Genomic DNA, 13,044 nt, shown 5'->3' on the forward strand with positions numbered 1-13,044 from the left:
CAGAGGGTCGTTAACCACTCACAGGTGTCAGCCGCGTTTCGCTTGCCCACCGCAGCAGCGAGTACAGGAGTTCCGTAGCACCTGGCATGAATCCAGAGCCGTGGTGGTAAACCGGATCCATCGTGGTGACCAGTAGGCGAGCCGGCTGATTGACCTCGTCGACGAAGAGAACAGTGCCCACGTCCTCTCCCTCCTCTTCGACCACGACCAAGGACTTCGCACCCTCACTCGGATGCACAAGACCGTGATTGTGCCAATTGAGGGCCGACATGGTGAAGTACTCCCAGAAGGGGTCGTCCTTCAACCGCGCGCGTGTGCCGGTGTCCTCACCGGTCCGCCATTTCCAGAACACGGGTCGACGGAACGTGTAGGAAAGCTGCGGCAACCACTGTTCGACATCGTTCTGGCCAAGGACGATCAACGTCTTCGATGAGTCCTCCAGCGCACCTCGCAGCCCCGCTTCGAACCGCTTCCGCTGCACCGGCGGCAAGCGGTCGCCCACCAGAATTACGTCCAGCGCGTCGAGTTCGGCCGGATCCGCAGTGGGCAGGTATATCGGCTGAACGTGATACGCCTGCAGCGCCGGATCACGCAGAGTCGAGAGTGCGGGGAACGAACCGCAGTGCAGGATTCCGATACGTGGCGGTTTCATGCGTTCACTCCTTCCGAAGTCTGGTTGGATACGTCCGCGGACGTGTCGCCACGGAACCATCGGACGAGGTTCTCCCCGAAAGCCCCTGTGCTGTATCGGGGGTCCGCATACTTTTCGAGATCCCGGCCGGCGTGGACCAAAACCTCTCCACTACCGATCCGGTAGCTGTAGTCCAACGGAAGCGAGAGTGGACCGATCCCGGTGATTACCGTAGCGTCAGCCGGCAGGTTGACGTGGTACCCACGACCGTAGAACCCGGCCACACCGATCTCTACGAGTGTGTCGTAGCTGTGAACCCCCGGGGCTCCGGTGCGGAAATGAAGGTCGTCGTAGTCGACCCCGGCCCACACAGGGTGGTCGCTCACCTGAATCGGTTGTAGTTCCAGCGCCGACCGGGCGGTGAGTTTCGACCAGGGAGCCAGGTCCCGGATGAACGGAACCGATATCTGCCCGTTGATCAGCACACGACCGCCTCCGCGAACGAACTCGGTGAGCGCATCCACGTGAGTGGCCAGAAACATATGATCTGCGCCGGCCGGGACGATGAGTCCAGCACCTGAGAGAATCCGGCTTCGTGCCTCGCTGTCGTCCAAGTCGTAGACGTCGACGCTGGTGATTTCGTCCATCCAGCTCGCGTGTTCGAGGATCGGCGGTTCGACGCGTCCGTCTAGCCTGTACACCGTCATACTGCGTGTTCTCCTAGTTCGTGTTTTGCTGGCCGAGACTCTGTTGCTGGCCGCACCGTTCTCAGTGACGGCCCGAAATCCGGCACGGCAACCTGTCTTGTCCCGGAGCGCGTTTCGACACCGTGCACACTGATCGGCAGACCGTACACGTCGCTGAGGACCGGGGCACTCAGCAACGATTCCGTCGGCCCCCATCGTGTGTCCTCGCTGCCGACGAAGAGCAACGCGTTTCGGGAAACATGCAGGGCGTGGTCCGGATGATGCGTGGTCATGATGACTGCCAGCCCATCGCCGGCCAACTGCCTGAGAACGTCGAGCACCTTCGATTGATTGCGTAAGTCCAGTGCTGACGCCGGTTCGTCGAGGATCAGGATCTGTGACTGGGACGCCACCGCCCGAGCAATAAGCACGAGCTGCCGCTGTCCACCGGACAGTTGCGAGTACTCGCGGTCCGCCCAGTCCGCTACGCCGACACGCTCCATCGCTTCCGTCGCGGCCTGGCGGTCACCGCGGCCGGGTACCTGAAACGTGCGCAACATCCGGGTACGGCCCATCAGCACCATGTCCCTGACAAGATAGGAAGTCTGGGCGCCGTGATCCTGTGGAACGTAACCTATCGGTGCATGCGCGATGATTCGCCCGCGGACCGGCTCGAGCATCCCGGCCAGGTTCTTCAGTAGCGTCGTTTTGCCCCGCGCGTTGGGTCCGAGGATCGACAGAATGTCACCGGATTTCAGGGTGAGCGACAGATCCTTGAAGAGCCACGGCGCCCGCGCGTTGTATCGAAAACCCACGTTCTCGACCTCGAGCAGAGTTTCGCCGATACCGGGGTCGGTACTGAATTGCCGGTCTCGCGAAGAGGCGTCAGTTCCCATTGAGCCATGCCTTCTTCCGTGAGTTGGCCAGCAAGAGGACGAACACCGGTGCGCCGATCATTGCGGTCAGGATGCCAAGCGGGATCTCGCTGCTGCCCAGCGAACGAGCTAGCGTATCGATGACGACCAGGTATGTTCCGCCCAGCAACAACGACGTGGGCAACAGCACGCGGTGATCGGTGCCCACCCACAGACGCGCCAGATGCGGAACGACCAAACCGACCCAACTCACGGCGCCGGCAACAGCTACCGTGCCTGCGGTCATCAAGGCGACGGAACTCAGCAACAGCAGCCTGGACCTGCGCGGGTTCACTCCTAGTGCGGCAGCATCGTCATCGCCGAGTGAGAGCACATTCAATCGCCAGCGCATCCCCAGAACCACGATGGCCCCAATCGTGACCGGAATCAGGGCGATGAGCACCTTGTCGTAACTCGCCGAGGCCAGCGACCCGAGCAGCCAGTGCACGATCGAAGGGAGTTCCGAATAGGGGTCGGCGATGTAGGTCAGAAACGACACGCAGGCGTTGAAGAACGCGGCAACCACGATGCCACCGAGAACGATCATGAGCATCGGCGCGCCACCGCTCAGCCGCCCGAGCATCAGCACGATTGCCAGCGCCAGAAGGCCGAAGCCGAAGGCTCCACCGACCAGCCACACCGCGGAGAGCCCAAACATCAACACCAGGACGCCACCAAAGGATGCGCCCGCGGTGACGCCGATGATGTCGGGGCTTACCAGCGGGTTACGAAACAGCGCCTGCAGGCACGCCCCGCCGAGCGAGAGCGCTCCGCCGACCAGAAAAGCCAACAACACTCTGGGCAGACGCACATCCATGATGACGGTGGCTTCAGCTCCGGTCCAGGTCTGACGAATCGGTGACTGTTGCACGAATGGCATCACATCGATAGCTCCGCTGGCGAGTAGCCGAATGATCTCGTTGGGTGGAACCCAGAAGCGACCGACCGCCATTGCGCCAACCATCACGATGAGTAGCGCTACCGTGCAGAATGCGAGCGGGTGTGCTCGCAGCAGACTGCGGTTGGCGGGTTCCGCGACTCGCGGCGGGGTTTCCTGTTGCGGCGAGTAGGTGACCGCCATTCTAGGCCTCGAAGGCCTGGTAATTGAGACTGTCGCGGTTGACATCGATACGCAGTGTCCGGTCGATCTGCTGGTCGCTCACGTCATAGCCGTAGAGATATTCGATGCGCTCGGCCATGGTCGCCCGCAGATTGTGAACGGCCAGTTCCGGGTGGAAGATCTCTGCCGCCCACTGCCACATGAGTGGTGACTCTGCACACGGGACTTCCCAGCGGTACCCGCCCAACGGCGCCTTGTAGACACGGCGATTCTTCACCGCGCTGATGGGAGCAAGTGCCGGGTCTTCGTAGATCTCGTGGGGCGTTCGCTCGTCGAAGCCTCCCAGCGTGATGATCTCCGGATCCCACTCGATGAGTTGTTCCGCGCTGACGATTCCGTTGGCGCTGATGTTGTTCTCGGCCACGTTCCGCCCACCTGCCAAGGTGATCCAGTGTTGTGCGTAGGTGTTGCCGTTACGGGCTTCGAAGCCCTGGCCGGATTGCTTCAGATGCACGGCCCGCACCGGAGTCGCGACACCCTCCATCATCTTTTTCAGGCGAGCTTCTTCGGAATGCATCCATTCGATGATTGCGGTACCGCGATCAGGCTTACCCACAATCTCCGAGAAGAGAACAACCCAGCTCTCCAGATCTTCCTGAGTGCCGTAGCGCAGGCCTACGGTAGTGAACCCGGCATTCTCGAGAGGCTCGATAATGCCATCACCTCGGTCCGCCCATTGGAAAACTACATCGGGATTCAGCTCGGTGATGGTTTCGATGTTCGGAACGAAACTCGATTGTGCGACCGTGGCGGTGGTTTGCGATTCCGGGAAAATCTCGCTGAACAAGCCCTGCTGGTCGGCCTGTCGCGTGGATTCGTTGATGCCTACGATCCTGTCGTAACTTCCGTCTACAGCCGCGATGATCGACGGGGACGGAATGACGGTCGTCGCGATTCGCTGGACCGGGGCGTCGAAACGAACCTTTACCCCACGCATGTCGGTCACTGTGAAACCAGCCGAACCCGTTCCGGAGCTGGCGGTGACGGTTTCGCGTGACGAGCACGCGCCGAGCGTGAGCGCGAGCAGCCCCAACCCGGCGCCGCCGAGCATGGATCGGCGGGACAAGGAGCCCCGCTGGGTAGATGAATCAAGCGGCACGACACACTCCGTAGCGATTAAGGTAAGGCTGTCCTGCTCAGGATTAAACCACAGTCGAAGTACCGGACGATATCCGGGCAACCGACCGCACAACGCGCCCTACCTACTCACGCAGCGACTGCGATTACCAGCATTGTGAACGCGGCGACGATTATCACGACCCGCACGAAGTGGTATCGGTCCCAGCGGCCGATCTGCTCGCGCCAGTCATCCGGCGCAGTCTCGGGCGTCCATGCCTGCGCCCTGTTGTTGATGGGGACCAGCAACGCGACGGACATGATGACACTCAGGGCCAGAAGACCGACAGCGGTCCAGGCTGCTGCCGCAGACTCGGTTCGCAATAACGCCGTCGCGCCAGTCAGCAGGAGCGAGCCGATATACCAGAACGGCATCAACCGCCCGAGCATCCGGCCGCTGTCCTTGCGTGCGAGCAGTCCCGCGTTCTCGGGTAGGCGATCGACGATCGGGTTGATGACGAAAGCCACCGACACCTCGACGCCCACCATCAGTCCGACAACCACTACTGCAACGATCGTCAACCAGTCCATGACGTACCCCTTTCCGGAAGCCGTGATCCCCCATCTAGCGATGCTAGAAAGGGTAGCAGCAACAATCTAGCGACGCTAGACTTCTGTCATGAGCACACCAGCAGCGGAAGGTAAGGCGCGACGGCTCGCGGAGCGGGAGAAGCTGATCGTCGCGGCGGCACGGGTCCTCGCCGAGGAACTCGGATGGGAGTCCGTGACGACACGTCGCCTCGCAGACGCGATCGAATACAGCCAGCCTGTGCTCTACGGGCACTTCCCCGAAGGTAAGTCCCAGATAGTCACCGCCGTAGCTCTTCTCGGGTTCGACGAGCTCGCAGCCGCGATACCGGTACCCGACGAACGCGCAAGCGGCGCGGACCGTCTGCGTGCCCTCGTCACGACCTATCTCGACTTCGCCGAACAGAATCCGGCAACGTACGAGGCCATGTTCCGCCTACCGATCAGGGCGCCCTTCGCCTCCTCCGAAACGCCGCCGTCCATGCGGGCCGGCTTCGACGCGATCGCCGGCACGCTTCGCACCCTCGACCGCCCACCCCACGACGTCGAGACTGCCGCCGAGGTGCTGTGGGGGGCGATGCACGGCCTCGCGACGTTGCATCGAGCGTCCCGCTTCGTTCCCGAGCACCACCAGCGCCGTGTCGACGAACTCGTCCGATACTTCTCTTGACTCTCCCCCAGTGGGAGGCCGCAACCTCACGAAGACAAGCACAGCACGAAGCCCTGAGGAATTCGGCACCGAGGAGTCATCATGAACGCCCTGTACCCCGTAATCTGCGCCCGCGCCGTCCCGGCGAGCCGCGACTTCTACGCCCGGTTGTTCGGTCTCGACATAGTCTTCGACGCGGGCTGGTACGTCCAACTCGTCGACCCCACCAACCCGACCGCTCAGATCGGTATCGTCGAGCAGGGCCACTCCACGGTGCCGGACGGATACCAGGTTGTGCCTGCGGGTGTGCTCGTCTCCATCGAGGTAGACGATGCGACCACGCTGCACACGCAGGCAGTCGAGTCGGGACAGCAGATCGTGATGACACTGAGAGACGAGGACTTCGGGCAGCGTCACTTCATGACCGTCGACCCGGACGGTTTGCTGGTGGACGTCATCGAACTGACTCCCATGCGTGGCGAATTCGCCGATCCGGGGTTCAATGAGTCCCATGGCGTTGTTGTCGATCGGTGAATTCGCCCGTACGGCGCGAATATCGGTGAAGGCGTTGCGGCACTATGACGCGGTCGGCGTCCTGGTGCCCGCACACGTCGACCCGAAGTCGGGGTATCGGCGGTATGAGCGGGCTCAACTTCGGGACGCCTTGCTGATCACGTTGCTGCGGCAGGCCGACATCGGGTTGCCCGTCGTGCGATCGGCACTCGCCGATCGTGGCCAACTTCCGGCCCTGGTGGATGCCGAACTCGCGCGACTACGGGCTCAGGCCTTGCGGGCGCAGACCGCGCTCGCGCTGGCGAGCCAGTTGGCCACCGACGATCCGCGCACATACGAGACATTCCACACCACACTGGAACCGGTCGCAGTGCACCGACTCCGCGGGACAGCGACCGCCGAGAGCCTCGACCACGTGGTGCCGCCGGTGATCGAACGGCTCGTCCGCGAGGCCGGCGAGTCGAGCGCACCCGTGACAGGACGTTATCCGGTGCAGCTCGAGGGAGAGTTCGACTTCGACGTGAATGTTCCGTCGGAGTCCGGTCGATTCGAACTACCCGGCGGCGACTTCGTGGGGGTCGTGCACACCGGCCCGTTCACCCTGCTTCCGCTCGCGTATCACGCCCTCTTCGAAGAACTTTCGAACATGGGCGCGCCGGTGATCGGCCCGGTGCGCGAACGGTATCTGTCCGATCCGGACCTGGAATCGTTGCAGGACATGCATACCGAGGTGCTCGTTCAGCTTCACCTGTGAGTGGTTAGCGAGTCCAGAGACTCGTTAACCACTCACAGGGCGCTAGCCCATCAGCTTGTCGCGCAGTGCTTGGTCCTTGTCGAGCACCATGTTTTCGAGTCCCTCCTGGAACACGGACATCTGCTTCTGCAGCGCGGGGTCGGCCGCACCGAGAATGCGTACGGCAAGGAGGCCGGCGTTACGAGCACCGCCGATCGACACCGTGGCAACAGGCACCCCGGCCGGCATCTGCACGATCGACAGCAGCGAGTCCATACCGTCGAGGTATTTCAGCGGAACCGGGACGCCGATCACCGGTAGCGGGGTCGCCGAGGCCACCATGCCCGGCAGATGGGCTGCTCCACCGGCACCTGCGATGATGACCTTCACACCGCGTCCGGCCGCATCCTTCGCGTAGTCGAGCATGCGCTGCGGTGTGCGGTGCGCGGAGACGACTCCCACCTCGAAACGCACACCGAACTCCGCCAATGCCTGTGCCGCGGCCTCCATCGTGGGCCAGTCGGAATCACTGCCCATGATGAGGCCGACCTGTGCACCCTGCTGTTCACTCACCGTGTTCGTCCCATCCGTCGGTCCACTCTGCGTGGGAAAGCCAATGTGCCGCACGTTCGGCGCGCTCGCGGACCGCGGCCACGTACTCGGCGTCGTCGAGCGACCCCGGTCCGCCGACGATGTTGACGTGGCCGATCTTGCGGTCTTTCCGCTCGCCCTTGCCGTACAGGTGAATCTTCGCATCCGGCATCCGTGCCATCAGGTGATGCACCCGCTCGTCCATGCTCATCTGCGGAGCCTCGGGTGCGCCGAGCACATTTCCCATGACGGTGACGGGCGCCGTCGCCGACGTGTCCCCCAGCGGGTAGTCGAGCACGGCACGCAGGTGCTGCTCGAACTGCGACGTCCGTGCGCCGTCCATCGTCCAGTGCCCGGAATTGTGGGGGCGCATCGCCAACTCGTTGACGACGAGCCGGCCGTCCGCAGTCTCGAACAGTTCCACAGCCATCGACCCGACGACACCGAGTTCGGATGCGATCCGCAGCGCGAGACCTTCCGCCTCCGCGGCCAGGTCGTCCGAGAGCCCTGGAGCGGGCGCCAACACCACGGCACACTGACCGTTGCGCTGAACCGTTTCGACGACGGGCCACGTCGCTCCCTGCCCGAACGGTGACCGCGCCACCATTGCGGACAGTTCACGACGCATCTCGACCTTCTGTTCGACCATCAGGGTGGCGCCGGCATCGAGTTGCTTCGCCACGATCGCCTCGGCCTCGTCGACGTCATCGACGATCCACACTCCTCGGCCGTCGTATCCGCCGCGCACTGCCTTGATGACGACGGGCCAACCGTGCTCGTTGCCGAACCTGACGACGTCTTCCGCCCACGTCACCTCGGCGAAGGCGGGCACCGGTGCACCGAGTGCGCGCAGCTTGTGCCGCATCTCGAGCTTGTCCTGCGCATAGATCAGCGCCTGCGGCGGCGGCTGCACGTTGACCCCCTCGGCGACGAGAACGTCGAGGTGCTGCGTGGGTACGTGCTCGTGATCGAAGGTGAACGCGTGCGACCCTTCCGCGGCTCGGCGCAATGCGTCGAGATCGGTGTGGGACCCGAGAACGACGTCCGGGCTCACCTGCGCAGCCGGTTCGCCCGGACCGCCGGACAACACACGAAGGGTCTGCCCGAGCGCGATGGCCGCCTGATGCGTCATGCGCGCCAATTGGCCGCCGCCGATCATGGTCACGACGGGTTGCCCGGAGGCGAGCGATCGCGGGCTCGAGGGCCTCGAGTCGGGAGAGGTCGATGCGGAGTCAGAATTGCCGGTCACAGCAGACCATGTTGTCACGTCGGCGCTGGTGCGCTGGCCGGGAGGTCACCCGGTGGCGTGTTCAGCGGCCCGTCACCGGCTGTTCACACTCTGTGATTCTGCTGATGATCTCGTAACCAATTGGTGATTGCCGGGGATTGTTTCGTAAACTCAGGAGTCGTGGCATTCGTCGACGGGGTAGTTTCCCGTATACCCCAACCCTTCCGCTCCCTCGCGCAACGCCACCACGAGCTGATCAAGTTCGCGATCGTGGGCGGAACGACGATGATCTTCGACCTCGCGATCTTCTATTCGCTGAGCCTCACGATCCTCGAACAGAAGCCGACGGTGGCAAAAGTCCTGTCCGGTCTGCTTGCCACCGTGCTGAGCTACATCCTCAACCGCGAATGGGCCTTCAAGAACCGTGGCGGTCGCGAACGTCACCACGAAGCGCTGATCTTCTTCACCATCAGCGGTATCGGAGTGCTCATCGCTGCCGCACCGCTGTGGGTCGCCAACAACATCTTCGACATCCGCGAGAACATGGACAGCCTCCGTGCGCTCCTCGTGGTCGACTTCGTCCTCAACTACATCATCGGCAACCTGCTGCAGATGGTCTTCCGATTCTGGTCACTACGCAGATTCGCCTTCCCTGAGGAGAACGGACGGTTCGACCTCGACGAGGACGATGTCGACGCGCAAGAGGGGCTCGGCCGGTCCTGAGCCCGGGTCACCGCGGTTCTCGGGCACCGCCGACCAATGGCACCGCATCGCCCCGCACGGTGGGCAGGAACACGGCGAACAGCGCGGGACGGCGACGACGCAATTCCAGCCGCCCGCCGTCCGCCTCGATCAGGGCCCGAGCCAGGGCCAGGCCGACACCGGTGGAGCCGGCACCGGAGAAACCGCGGTCGAAGATGTGCGGCGCCAGGTCGTTGCTGACCCCTTCGCCTTCGTCGGCGACCTCCACACACACCATCACCTCCCGCGTCGACTCGGCATCGGCGATGGAGCGCACGGACACCGTGCACGTTCCCGCGCCGTGTACCAGCGCGTTGTCCACCAGCACCGACACCGCCTCACGCAGACGCGAACCCGTCGTCGATGCCACGGCCTCCTTGTCCCCGCTCAGCTGCAACCTCCGCCCCACCTCGTCGAAGGGACGCTCCCAGTCGGCCAGCACGGTCCCCAGTTCCCGCACAACGTAGACCTGCTCCTCCTCCCCGCTGCTGCGCGACGCTCTGACCAAGTCGTCGATCGCGGCGGTGAGTCGATCCACCTGGGCCATCGCCTCCTCCGCCTCGACCACGACTGCCGCATCGGAATGCCCGGACAGTTCGTCCAGACGCAAACGCACCGCGGTCAGTCGGCTGCGCAGCTGGTGAGAAACATCGGCGACCAGCATGTGTTCACGCTGCAATCGCCCCGCGATCTCCACCGTCGCGGCGTCGAGGACGTCCGACACCCGGTCCAACTCGGCGATCGCGTGCCGTCGGGGGTCGGCCCGGAAATCCCCCTCCGCCAGGCGCGCAGCCCGGTTCGCCACATCCGACAATGGGTCCGCGAGCCGCTTCGCCGTCAGCACGGCCACTGCCGTTCCGACGACGATCGAGATCAGCACCAGAATGCCGACCGCACCCACCGCCTGCCGCTGCTGCGTGCGCATCGTCTCGGACGGCACCTCGAGCCGCAGCGAGCCCGACGAACCCATCGCCAGGGACTCGACGAGCGGTGACGCGACGTCCTGGACGCCGATGTCGACGCGCGACGAGTTCTCCGCCGCAGTCGGGTAGATGACGACGAGACGTCCGTTCTTCGGGGTGAGCAGGACCAGCGGGTCTGTGTTCAGATCTCCCTCGACGATCCCGTCCGCACCCTCCTGCGCGATGATCTCACCGGCCATCCTGTCGAGCCGGTGCTGCAAATCGCTTCGGGTGAGATCTTCGACCCACAGCCAGGCCGTGTAGATCAGCGGCACCCCCAACAGCAGGGCAGTCAGGATCACCACGCCCAGTGTGGATTGAAGAATTCGGCGGCGCACGAGAAGCGGCTAGTCGTTGTTGAGGCGGAATCCGACGCCACGCACCGTGGCGATGCGCCGTTCGACGGCTGTGCCTTCGTCCCCGATCTTGCGTCGCAGCCACGACATGTGCATGTCGAGTGTCTTGGAGCCACGCAGTTCCACGTCACCCCACACCTCGGCGAGGATCTCCTCGCGGGACACGACCTGACCGGCGTGTTCGAGAAGCACTCGCAGGAGTTCGTATTCCTTGTTGGCGAGTCCGACCTCCACGCCGCCCACCAGAACCCGTCGTGCGGCAGGCTCGAGTCGAATGTCACCGACCTCGACGACGCTGTCTTGATCGTCACCGTCACCACTGCGGCGCAACAGTGCGCGCACCCGTGCCATCAGCTCCGCCACTCGGAACGGCTTGCCCACGTAGTCGTCCGCACCGGCGTCCAGACCGACGACGAAGTCCACCTCGTCCGTCCGGGCGGTGAGCATCAGAACGGCCAGTGTCGAATTGTGTGAACGAACCTGCCTGCACACCTCGAGTCCATCCATACCGGGCAACCCGAGATCGAGAATCAGCAGGTCGAACGCGCCCTCGAGGGCTTGTCGGAGGGCGACTGGCCCCGTCTGCTCGATCGTGACGGTGTATCCCTCACGCCCAAGCGCGCGCGAGAGTGGTGCCGCGATCGCCTCGTCGTCTTCGGCCAATAGAACTGCAGTCACGAGACAACTGTACGGATGCCGGCCGTCGCAGATGCTCGGTCTGTCACCAACGACGATCGCGATTCGCGTCCACTGCGTCGAAAACTTCGTTGTAGAGCAGTGCGTGGACCCGTGCGACGCGGGGAATGTCGTCGAACTCGAGTGGGTCGTCTGCGGCGGACGCGATCACCAGGGTTCCGGTACGCACCATGCGGTCGAGCAGCCCATGACGGAACTGCACGTTGCTGATCCGGCCGATGGGTATGTCGATGCCGGTATGGGTCAGCACACCTTCCCGCGCGAGAACACGCCGGTCGGTGACGATGAAATGCGTGAACTGCCACCGGAGGAACGGGCCGAGTGACCGCCACGCGACCAGCACGATCCACGCGACGACGATGACGGCCGTGACCACGGTCAGCGGCGTGCCGGACAGTTTGGTGCCGGCAAACCCGAGAACGAACCCGGCGACAGCACTCGCGACGATGAACACGACCGCCGGACCGATCAGCATCTTCCAATGCGGATGGCAGTGCAGCAGCAGTTCCTCGTCCTCCGCGAGCGCGTCCTCCGGGTATCCCATGCGAACAGTGTGCCTATGCGCGAGCCGTATTCGCGAAACGGTAGTGTTTCGGGGCCTTCTCACGCCCCCTGTGAGCTGATCGAACGCAGATGGGTGATGTCCGCGGCAGAAACCGCTATCGGTTCCGCATCCGTGTCGGGTGAGATGACGATGCGGCCCTGGGCGTCGATATCGGTTGCTGTGCCGAGAAGCTCGTTGTCCCCCGGCAGTTCCGCACGCACGCGGCGGCCGAGTGTGCCGCAGCACTGTCGATACGACTCCGCCACACCGACAACGGACCAAGCCGAGTCGTGCCACTGTGTCCAACGGTCGGCGATCCGATCGAGTATCGCCGCCACGAGCACCGTCCGATCCGTCGTGGACGCGTTCTCCAACAGCAGCGAGGTTGCGGTCGGGACCGGCAGTTCGTCTTCGGTGAGGCTGACGTTGAGTCCGATTCCCACCACGACGATCGGCTCCGGGCCGACCTGCGCGACTTCGGCGAGAATGCCGGCGACCTTCCGTCCGTCGATCAGAATGTCGTTCGGCCATTTGAGTTCGGCCGGGACACCCGCCACTTCGCTAAGCGCATCGACCACGGCGACGCCGGTCATCAACGGCAACCAGCCCATGCGGTCGAGGCCCATGCCCGGCATGCACAGGGTCACCGATACGGCGATCTGGGCTCGCGGCGGACTCACCCACGTGCGCGAGTGCCGACCACGTCCGCTGCCCTGAAACTCGGCAATGATCACGTGCCGGTCGGTTTCCCACTCGGCGCGCTCCGCGGCCGCGACACGCTCGAGCAGATCGGCGTTTGTAGAACCTGTTTCAGAAATCACATCGAGACGACGCCAGAACCTGGGAGGACCATCGCCCCGTTCGGTCCGAACCAGGGTGCGACGCAGGTCACCCTGGTCGAGGGCGCTGCGATTCGAGTCGGTCGACATTCCGCAAGACTATTCCCTGACGGAAACGTACCCGCCAGTAGGGAATCTTGGTCCGCTTTCGGAAGCCGCCCTCACTTGTCATCGCCCCCGGGCACGTGGTTAAGCTC

16 protein-coding genes are annotated in these 13,044 nt (G+C 63.8%); 4 read left to right on the forward strand and 12 right to left on the reverse strand.

Features of this window, described 5'->3' with window-relative positions; translation table 11 throughout:
* Positions 1 to 10: 10 nt before the first annotated feature.
* The 6 genes from ACZI8Q_RS15550 to ACZI8Q_RS15575 all read right to left on the reverse strand — a co-directional run bounded on the left by ACZI8Q_RS15550 (position 11) and on the right by ACZI8Q_RS15575 (position 4,998).
* Positions 11 to 652, reverse strand: a complete 642-nt coding sequence (locus tag ACZI8Q_RS15550) for a hypothetical protein (RefSeq protein WP_463374450.1) — start codon at positions 650 to 652, stop codon at positions 11 to 13.
* Complete coding sequence (locus ACZI8Q_RS15555) at positions 649 to 1,338, reverse strand: hypothetical protein (protein WP_463374451.1); 690 nt, start codon at positions 1,336 to 1,338, stop codon at positions 649 to 651. The genes ACZI8Q_RS15550 and ACZI8Q_RS15555 overlap by 4 nt, the downstream gene beginning before the upstream one ends.
* Entirely contained in the window at positions 1,335 to 2,213 is an 879-nt protein-coding gene (locus tag ACZI8Q_RS15560; protein ID WP_463374452.1) for an ABC transporter ATP-binding protein, read from the reverse strand. The genes ACZI8Q_RS15555 and ACZI8Q_RS15560 overlap by 4 nt, the downstream gene beginning before the upstream one ends.
* Complete coding sequence (locus ACZI8Q_RS15565) at positions 2,203 to 3,312, reverse strand: FecCD family ABC transporter permease (RefSeq protein WP_463374453.1); 1,110 nt, start codon at positions 3,310 to 3,312, stop codon at positions 2,203 to 2,205. Before ACZI8Q_RS15565 ends, ACZI8Q_RS15560 begins: the two co-directional genes overlap by 11 nt.
* 1 nt (position 3,313) lies before the next feature.
* Complete coding sequence (locus tag ACZI8Q_RS15570) at positions 3,314 to 4,450, reverse strand: ABC transporter substrate-binding protein (protein WP_463374454.1); 1,137 nt, start codon at positions 4,448 to 4,450, stop codon at positions 3,314 to 3,316.
* Between the two features lie 107 nt (positions 4,451 to 4,557).
* Positions 4,558 to 4,998 carry an anthrone oxygenase family protein gene (locus ACZI8Q_RS15575; protein WP_463374455.1) on the reverse strand — a complete coding sequence of 147 codons (441 nt, stop codon included), beginning with the start codon at positions 4,996 to 4,998 and terminating at the stop codon, positions 4,558 to 4,560.
* A gap of 88 nt (positions 4,999 to 5,086) precedes the next feature.
* Here ACZI8Q_RS15575 and ACZI8Q_RS15580 point away from each other — a divergent pair, with 88 nt between their 5' ends.
* From ACZI8Q_RS15580 to ACZI8Q_RS15590, 3 genes are all read left to right on the forward strand, one after another.
* Positions 5,087 to 5,665 carry a TetR/AcrR family transcriptional regulator gene (locus tag ACZI8Q_RS15580; RefSeq protein ID WP_463374456.1) on the forward strand — a complete coding sequence of 193 codons (579 nt, stop codon included), beginning with the start codon at positions 5,087 to 5,089 and terminating at the stop codon, positions 5,663 to 5,665.
* Between the two features lie 81 nt (positions 5,666 to 5,746).
* Positions 5,747 to 6,178: a VOC family protein gene (locus tag ACZI8Q_RS15585; RefSeq protein WP_463374457.1), complete on the forward strand. Its 432-nt coding sequence runs from the start codon at positions 5,747 to 5,749 to the stop codon at positions 6,176 to 6,178.
* Positions 6,156 to 6,911 carry a MerR family transcriptional regulator gene (locus ACZI8Q_RS15590; RefSeq protein WP_463374458.1) on the forward strand — a complete coding sequence of 252 codons (756 nt, stop codon included), beginning with the start codon at positions 6,156 to 6,158 and terminating at the stop codon, positions 6,909 to 6,911. Before ACZI8Q_RS15585 ends, ACZI8Q_RS15590 begins: the two co-directional genes overlap by 23 nt.
* A gap of 42 nt (positions 6,912 to 6,953) precedes the next feature.
* On the opposite strand, the gene purE is transcribed toward ACZI8Q_RS15590, so the two are convergent.
* Both purE and ACZI8Q_RS15600 read right to left on the reverse strand, forming a co-directional pair.
* Entirely contained in the window at positions 6,954 to 7,463 is a 510-nt protein-coding gene (purE, locus tag ACZI8Q_RS15595; RefSeq protein ID WP_463374459.1) for a 5-(carboxyamino)imidazole ribonucleotide mutase, read from the reverse strand.
* The gene (locus ACZI8Q_RS15600) at positions 7,456 to 8,730 is read right to left on the reverse strand and encodes a 5-(carboxyamino)imidazole ribonucleotide synthase (RefSeq protein WP_463374460.1); all 1,275 of its coding nucleotides are present in this window, start codon (positions 8,728 to 8,730) and stop codon (positions 7,456 to 7,458) included. The genes purE and ACZI8Q_RS15600 overlap by 8 nt, the downstream gene beginning before the upstream one ends.
* 159 nt (positions 8,731 to 8,889) lie before the next feature.
* Here ACZI8Q_RS15600 and ACZI8Q_RS15605 point away from each other — a divergent pair, with 159 nt between their 5' ends.
* A complete protein-coding gene (locus ACZI8Q_RS15605; protein WP_463374461.1) occupies positions 8,890 to 9,432 on the forward strand; it encodes a GtrA family protein in 543 nt (180 codons plus the stop codon).
* A gap of 7 nt (positions 9,433 to 9,439) precedes the next feature.
* Here the strand turns inward: ACZI8Q_RS15605 and ACZI8Q_RS15610 are convergent, their stop codons facing one another.
* From ACZI8Q_RS15610 to ACZI8Q_RS15625, 4 genes are read right to left on the reverse strand one after another with little or no spacing between them, the layout of a single operon-like run.
* A complete protein-coding gene (locus ACZI8Q_RS15610) occupies positions 9,440 to 10,750 on the reverse strand; it encodes a sensor histidine kinase (RefSeq protein WP_463374462.1) in 1,311 nt (436 codons plus the stop codon).
* 9 nt (positions 10,751 to 10,759) lie between these two features.
* Entirely contained in the window at positions 10,760 to 11,446 is a 687-nt protein-coding gene (locus tag ACZI8Q_RS15615) for a response regulator transcription factor (RefSeq protein ID WP_463374463.1), read from the reverse strand.
* 43 nt (positions 11,447 to 11,489) lie between these two features.
* Positions 11,490 to 12,008 (reverse strand): PH domain-containing protein, encoded by a 519-nt coding sequence (locus ACZI8Q_RS15620; RefSeq protein WP_463374464.1) that lies wholly within the window; start codon positions 12,006 to 12,008, stop codon positions 11,490 to 11,492.
* Between the two features lie 59 nt (positions 12,009 to 12,067).
* Positions 12,068 to 12,937 (reverse strand): biotin--[acetyl-CoA-carboxylase] ligase, encoded by an 870-nt coding sequence (locus tag ACZI8Q_RS15625; protein ID WP_463374465.1) that lies wholly within the window; start codon positions 12,935 to 12,937, stop codon positions 12,068 to 12,070.
* Between the last annotated feature and the right edge of the window lie 107 nt (positions 12,938 to 13,044).

The sequence above is a fragment of the Rhodococcus quanlei genome, assembly GCF_055231015.1.

Excerpts from the sequence above, each read along its gene's own strand:
- ACZI8Q_RS15555 (WP_463374451.1), bottom strand. The coding sequence starts at position 1,338 with ATGACGGTGTACAGGCTAGACGGACGCGTCGAACCGCCGATCCTCGAA.
- ACZI8Q_RS15575 (WP_463374455.1), bottom strand. The coding sequence starts at position 4,998 with ATGGACTGGTTGACGATCGTTGCAGTAGTGGTTGTCGGACTGATGGTG.
- ACZI8Q_RS15565 (WP_463374453.1), bottom strand. The coding sequence starts at position 3,312 with ATGGCGGTCACCTACTCGCCGCAACAGGAAACCCCGCCGCGAGTCGCG.
- ACZI8Q_RS15585 (WP_463374457.1), top strand. The coding sequence starts at position 5,747 with ATGAACGCCCTGTACCCCGTAATCTGCGCCCGCGCCGTCCCGGCGAGC.
- ACZI8Q_RS15625 (WP_463374465.1), bottom strand. The coding sequence starts at position 12,937 with ATGTCGACCGACTCGAATCGCAGCGCCCTCGACCAGGGTGACCTGCGT.
- ACZI8Q_RS15590 (WP_463374458.1), top strand. The coding sequence starts at position 6,156 with ATGGCGTTGTTGTCGATCGGTGAATTCGCCCGTACGGCGCGAATATCG.
- ACZI8Q_RS15620 (WP_463374464.1), bottom strand. The coding sequence starts at position 12,008 with ATGGGATACCCGGAGGACGCGCTCGCGGAGGACGAGGAACTGCTGCTG.
- ACZI8Q_RS15550 (WP_463374450.1), bottom strand. The coding sequence starts at position 652 with ATGAAACCGCCACGTATCGGAATCCTGCACTGCGGTTCGTTCCCCGCA.
- ACZI8Q_RS15580 (WP_463374456.1), top strand. The coding sequence starts at position 5,087 with ATGAGCACACCAGCAGCGGAAGGTAAGGCGCGACGGCTCGCGGAGCGG.
- ACZI8Q_RS15560 (WP_463374452.1), bottom strand. The coding sequence starts at position 2,213 with ATGGGAACTGACGCCTCTTCGCGAGACCGGCAATTCAGTACCGACCCC.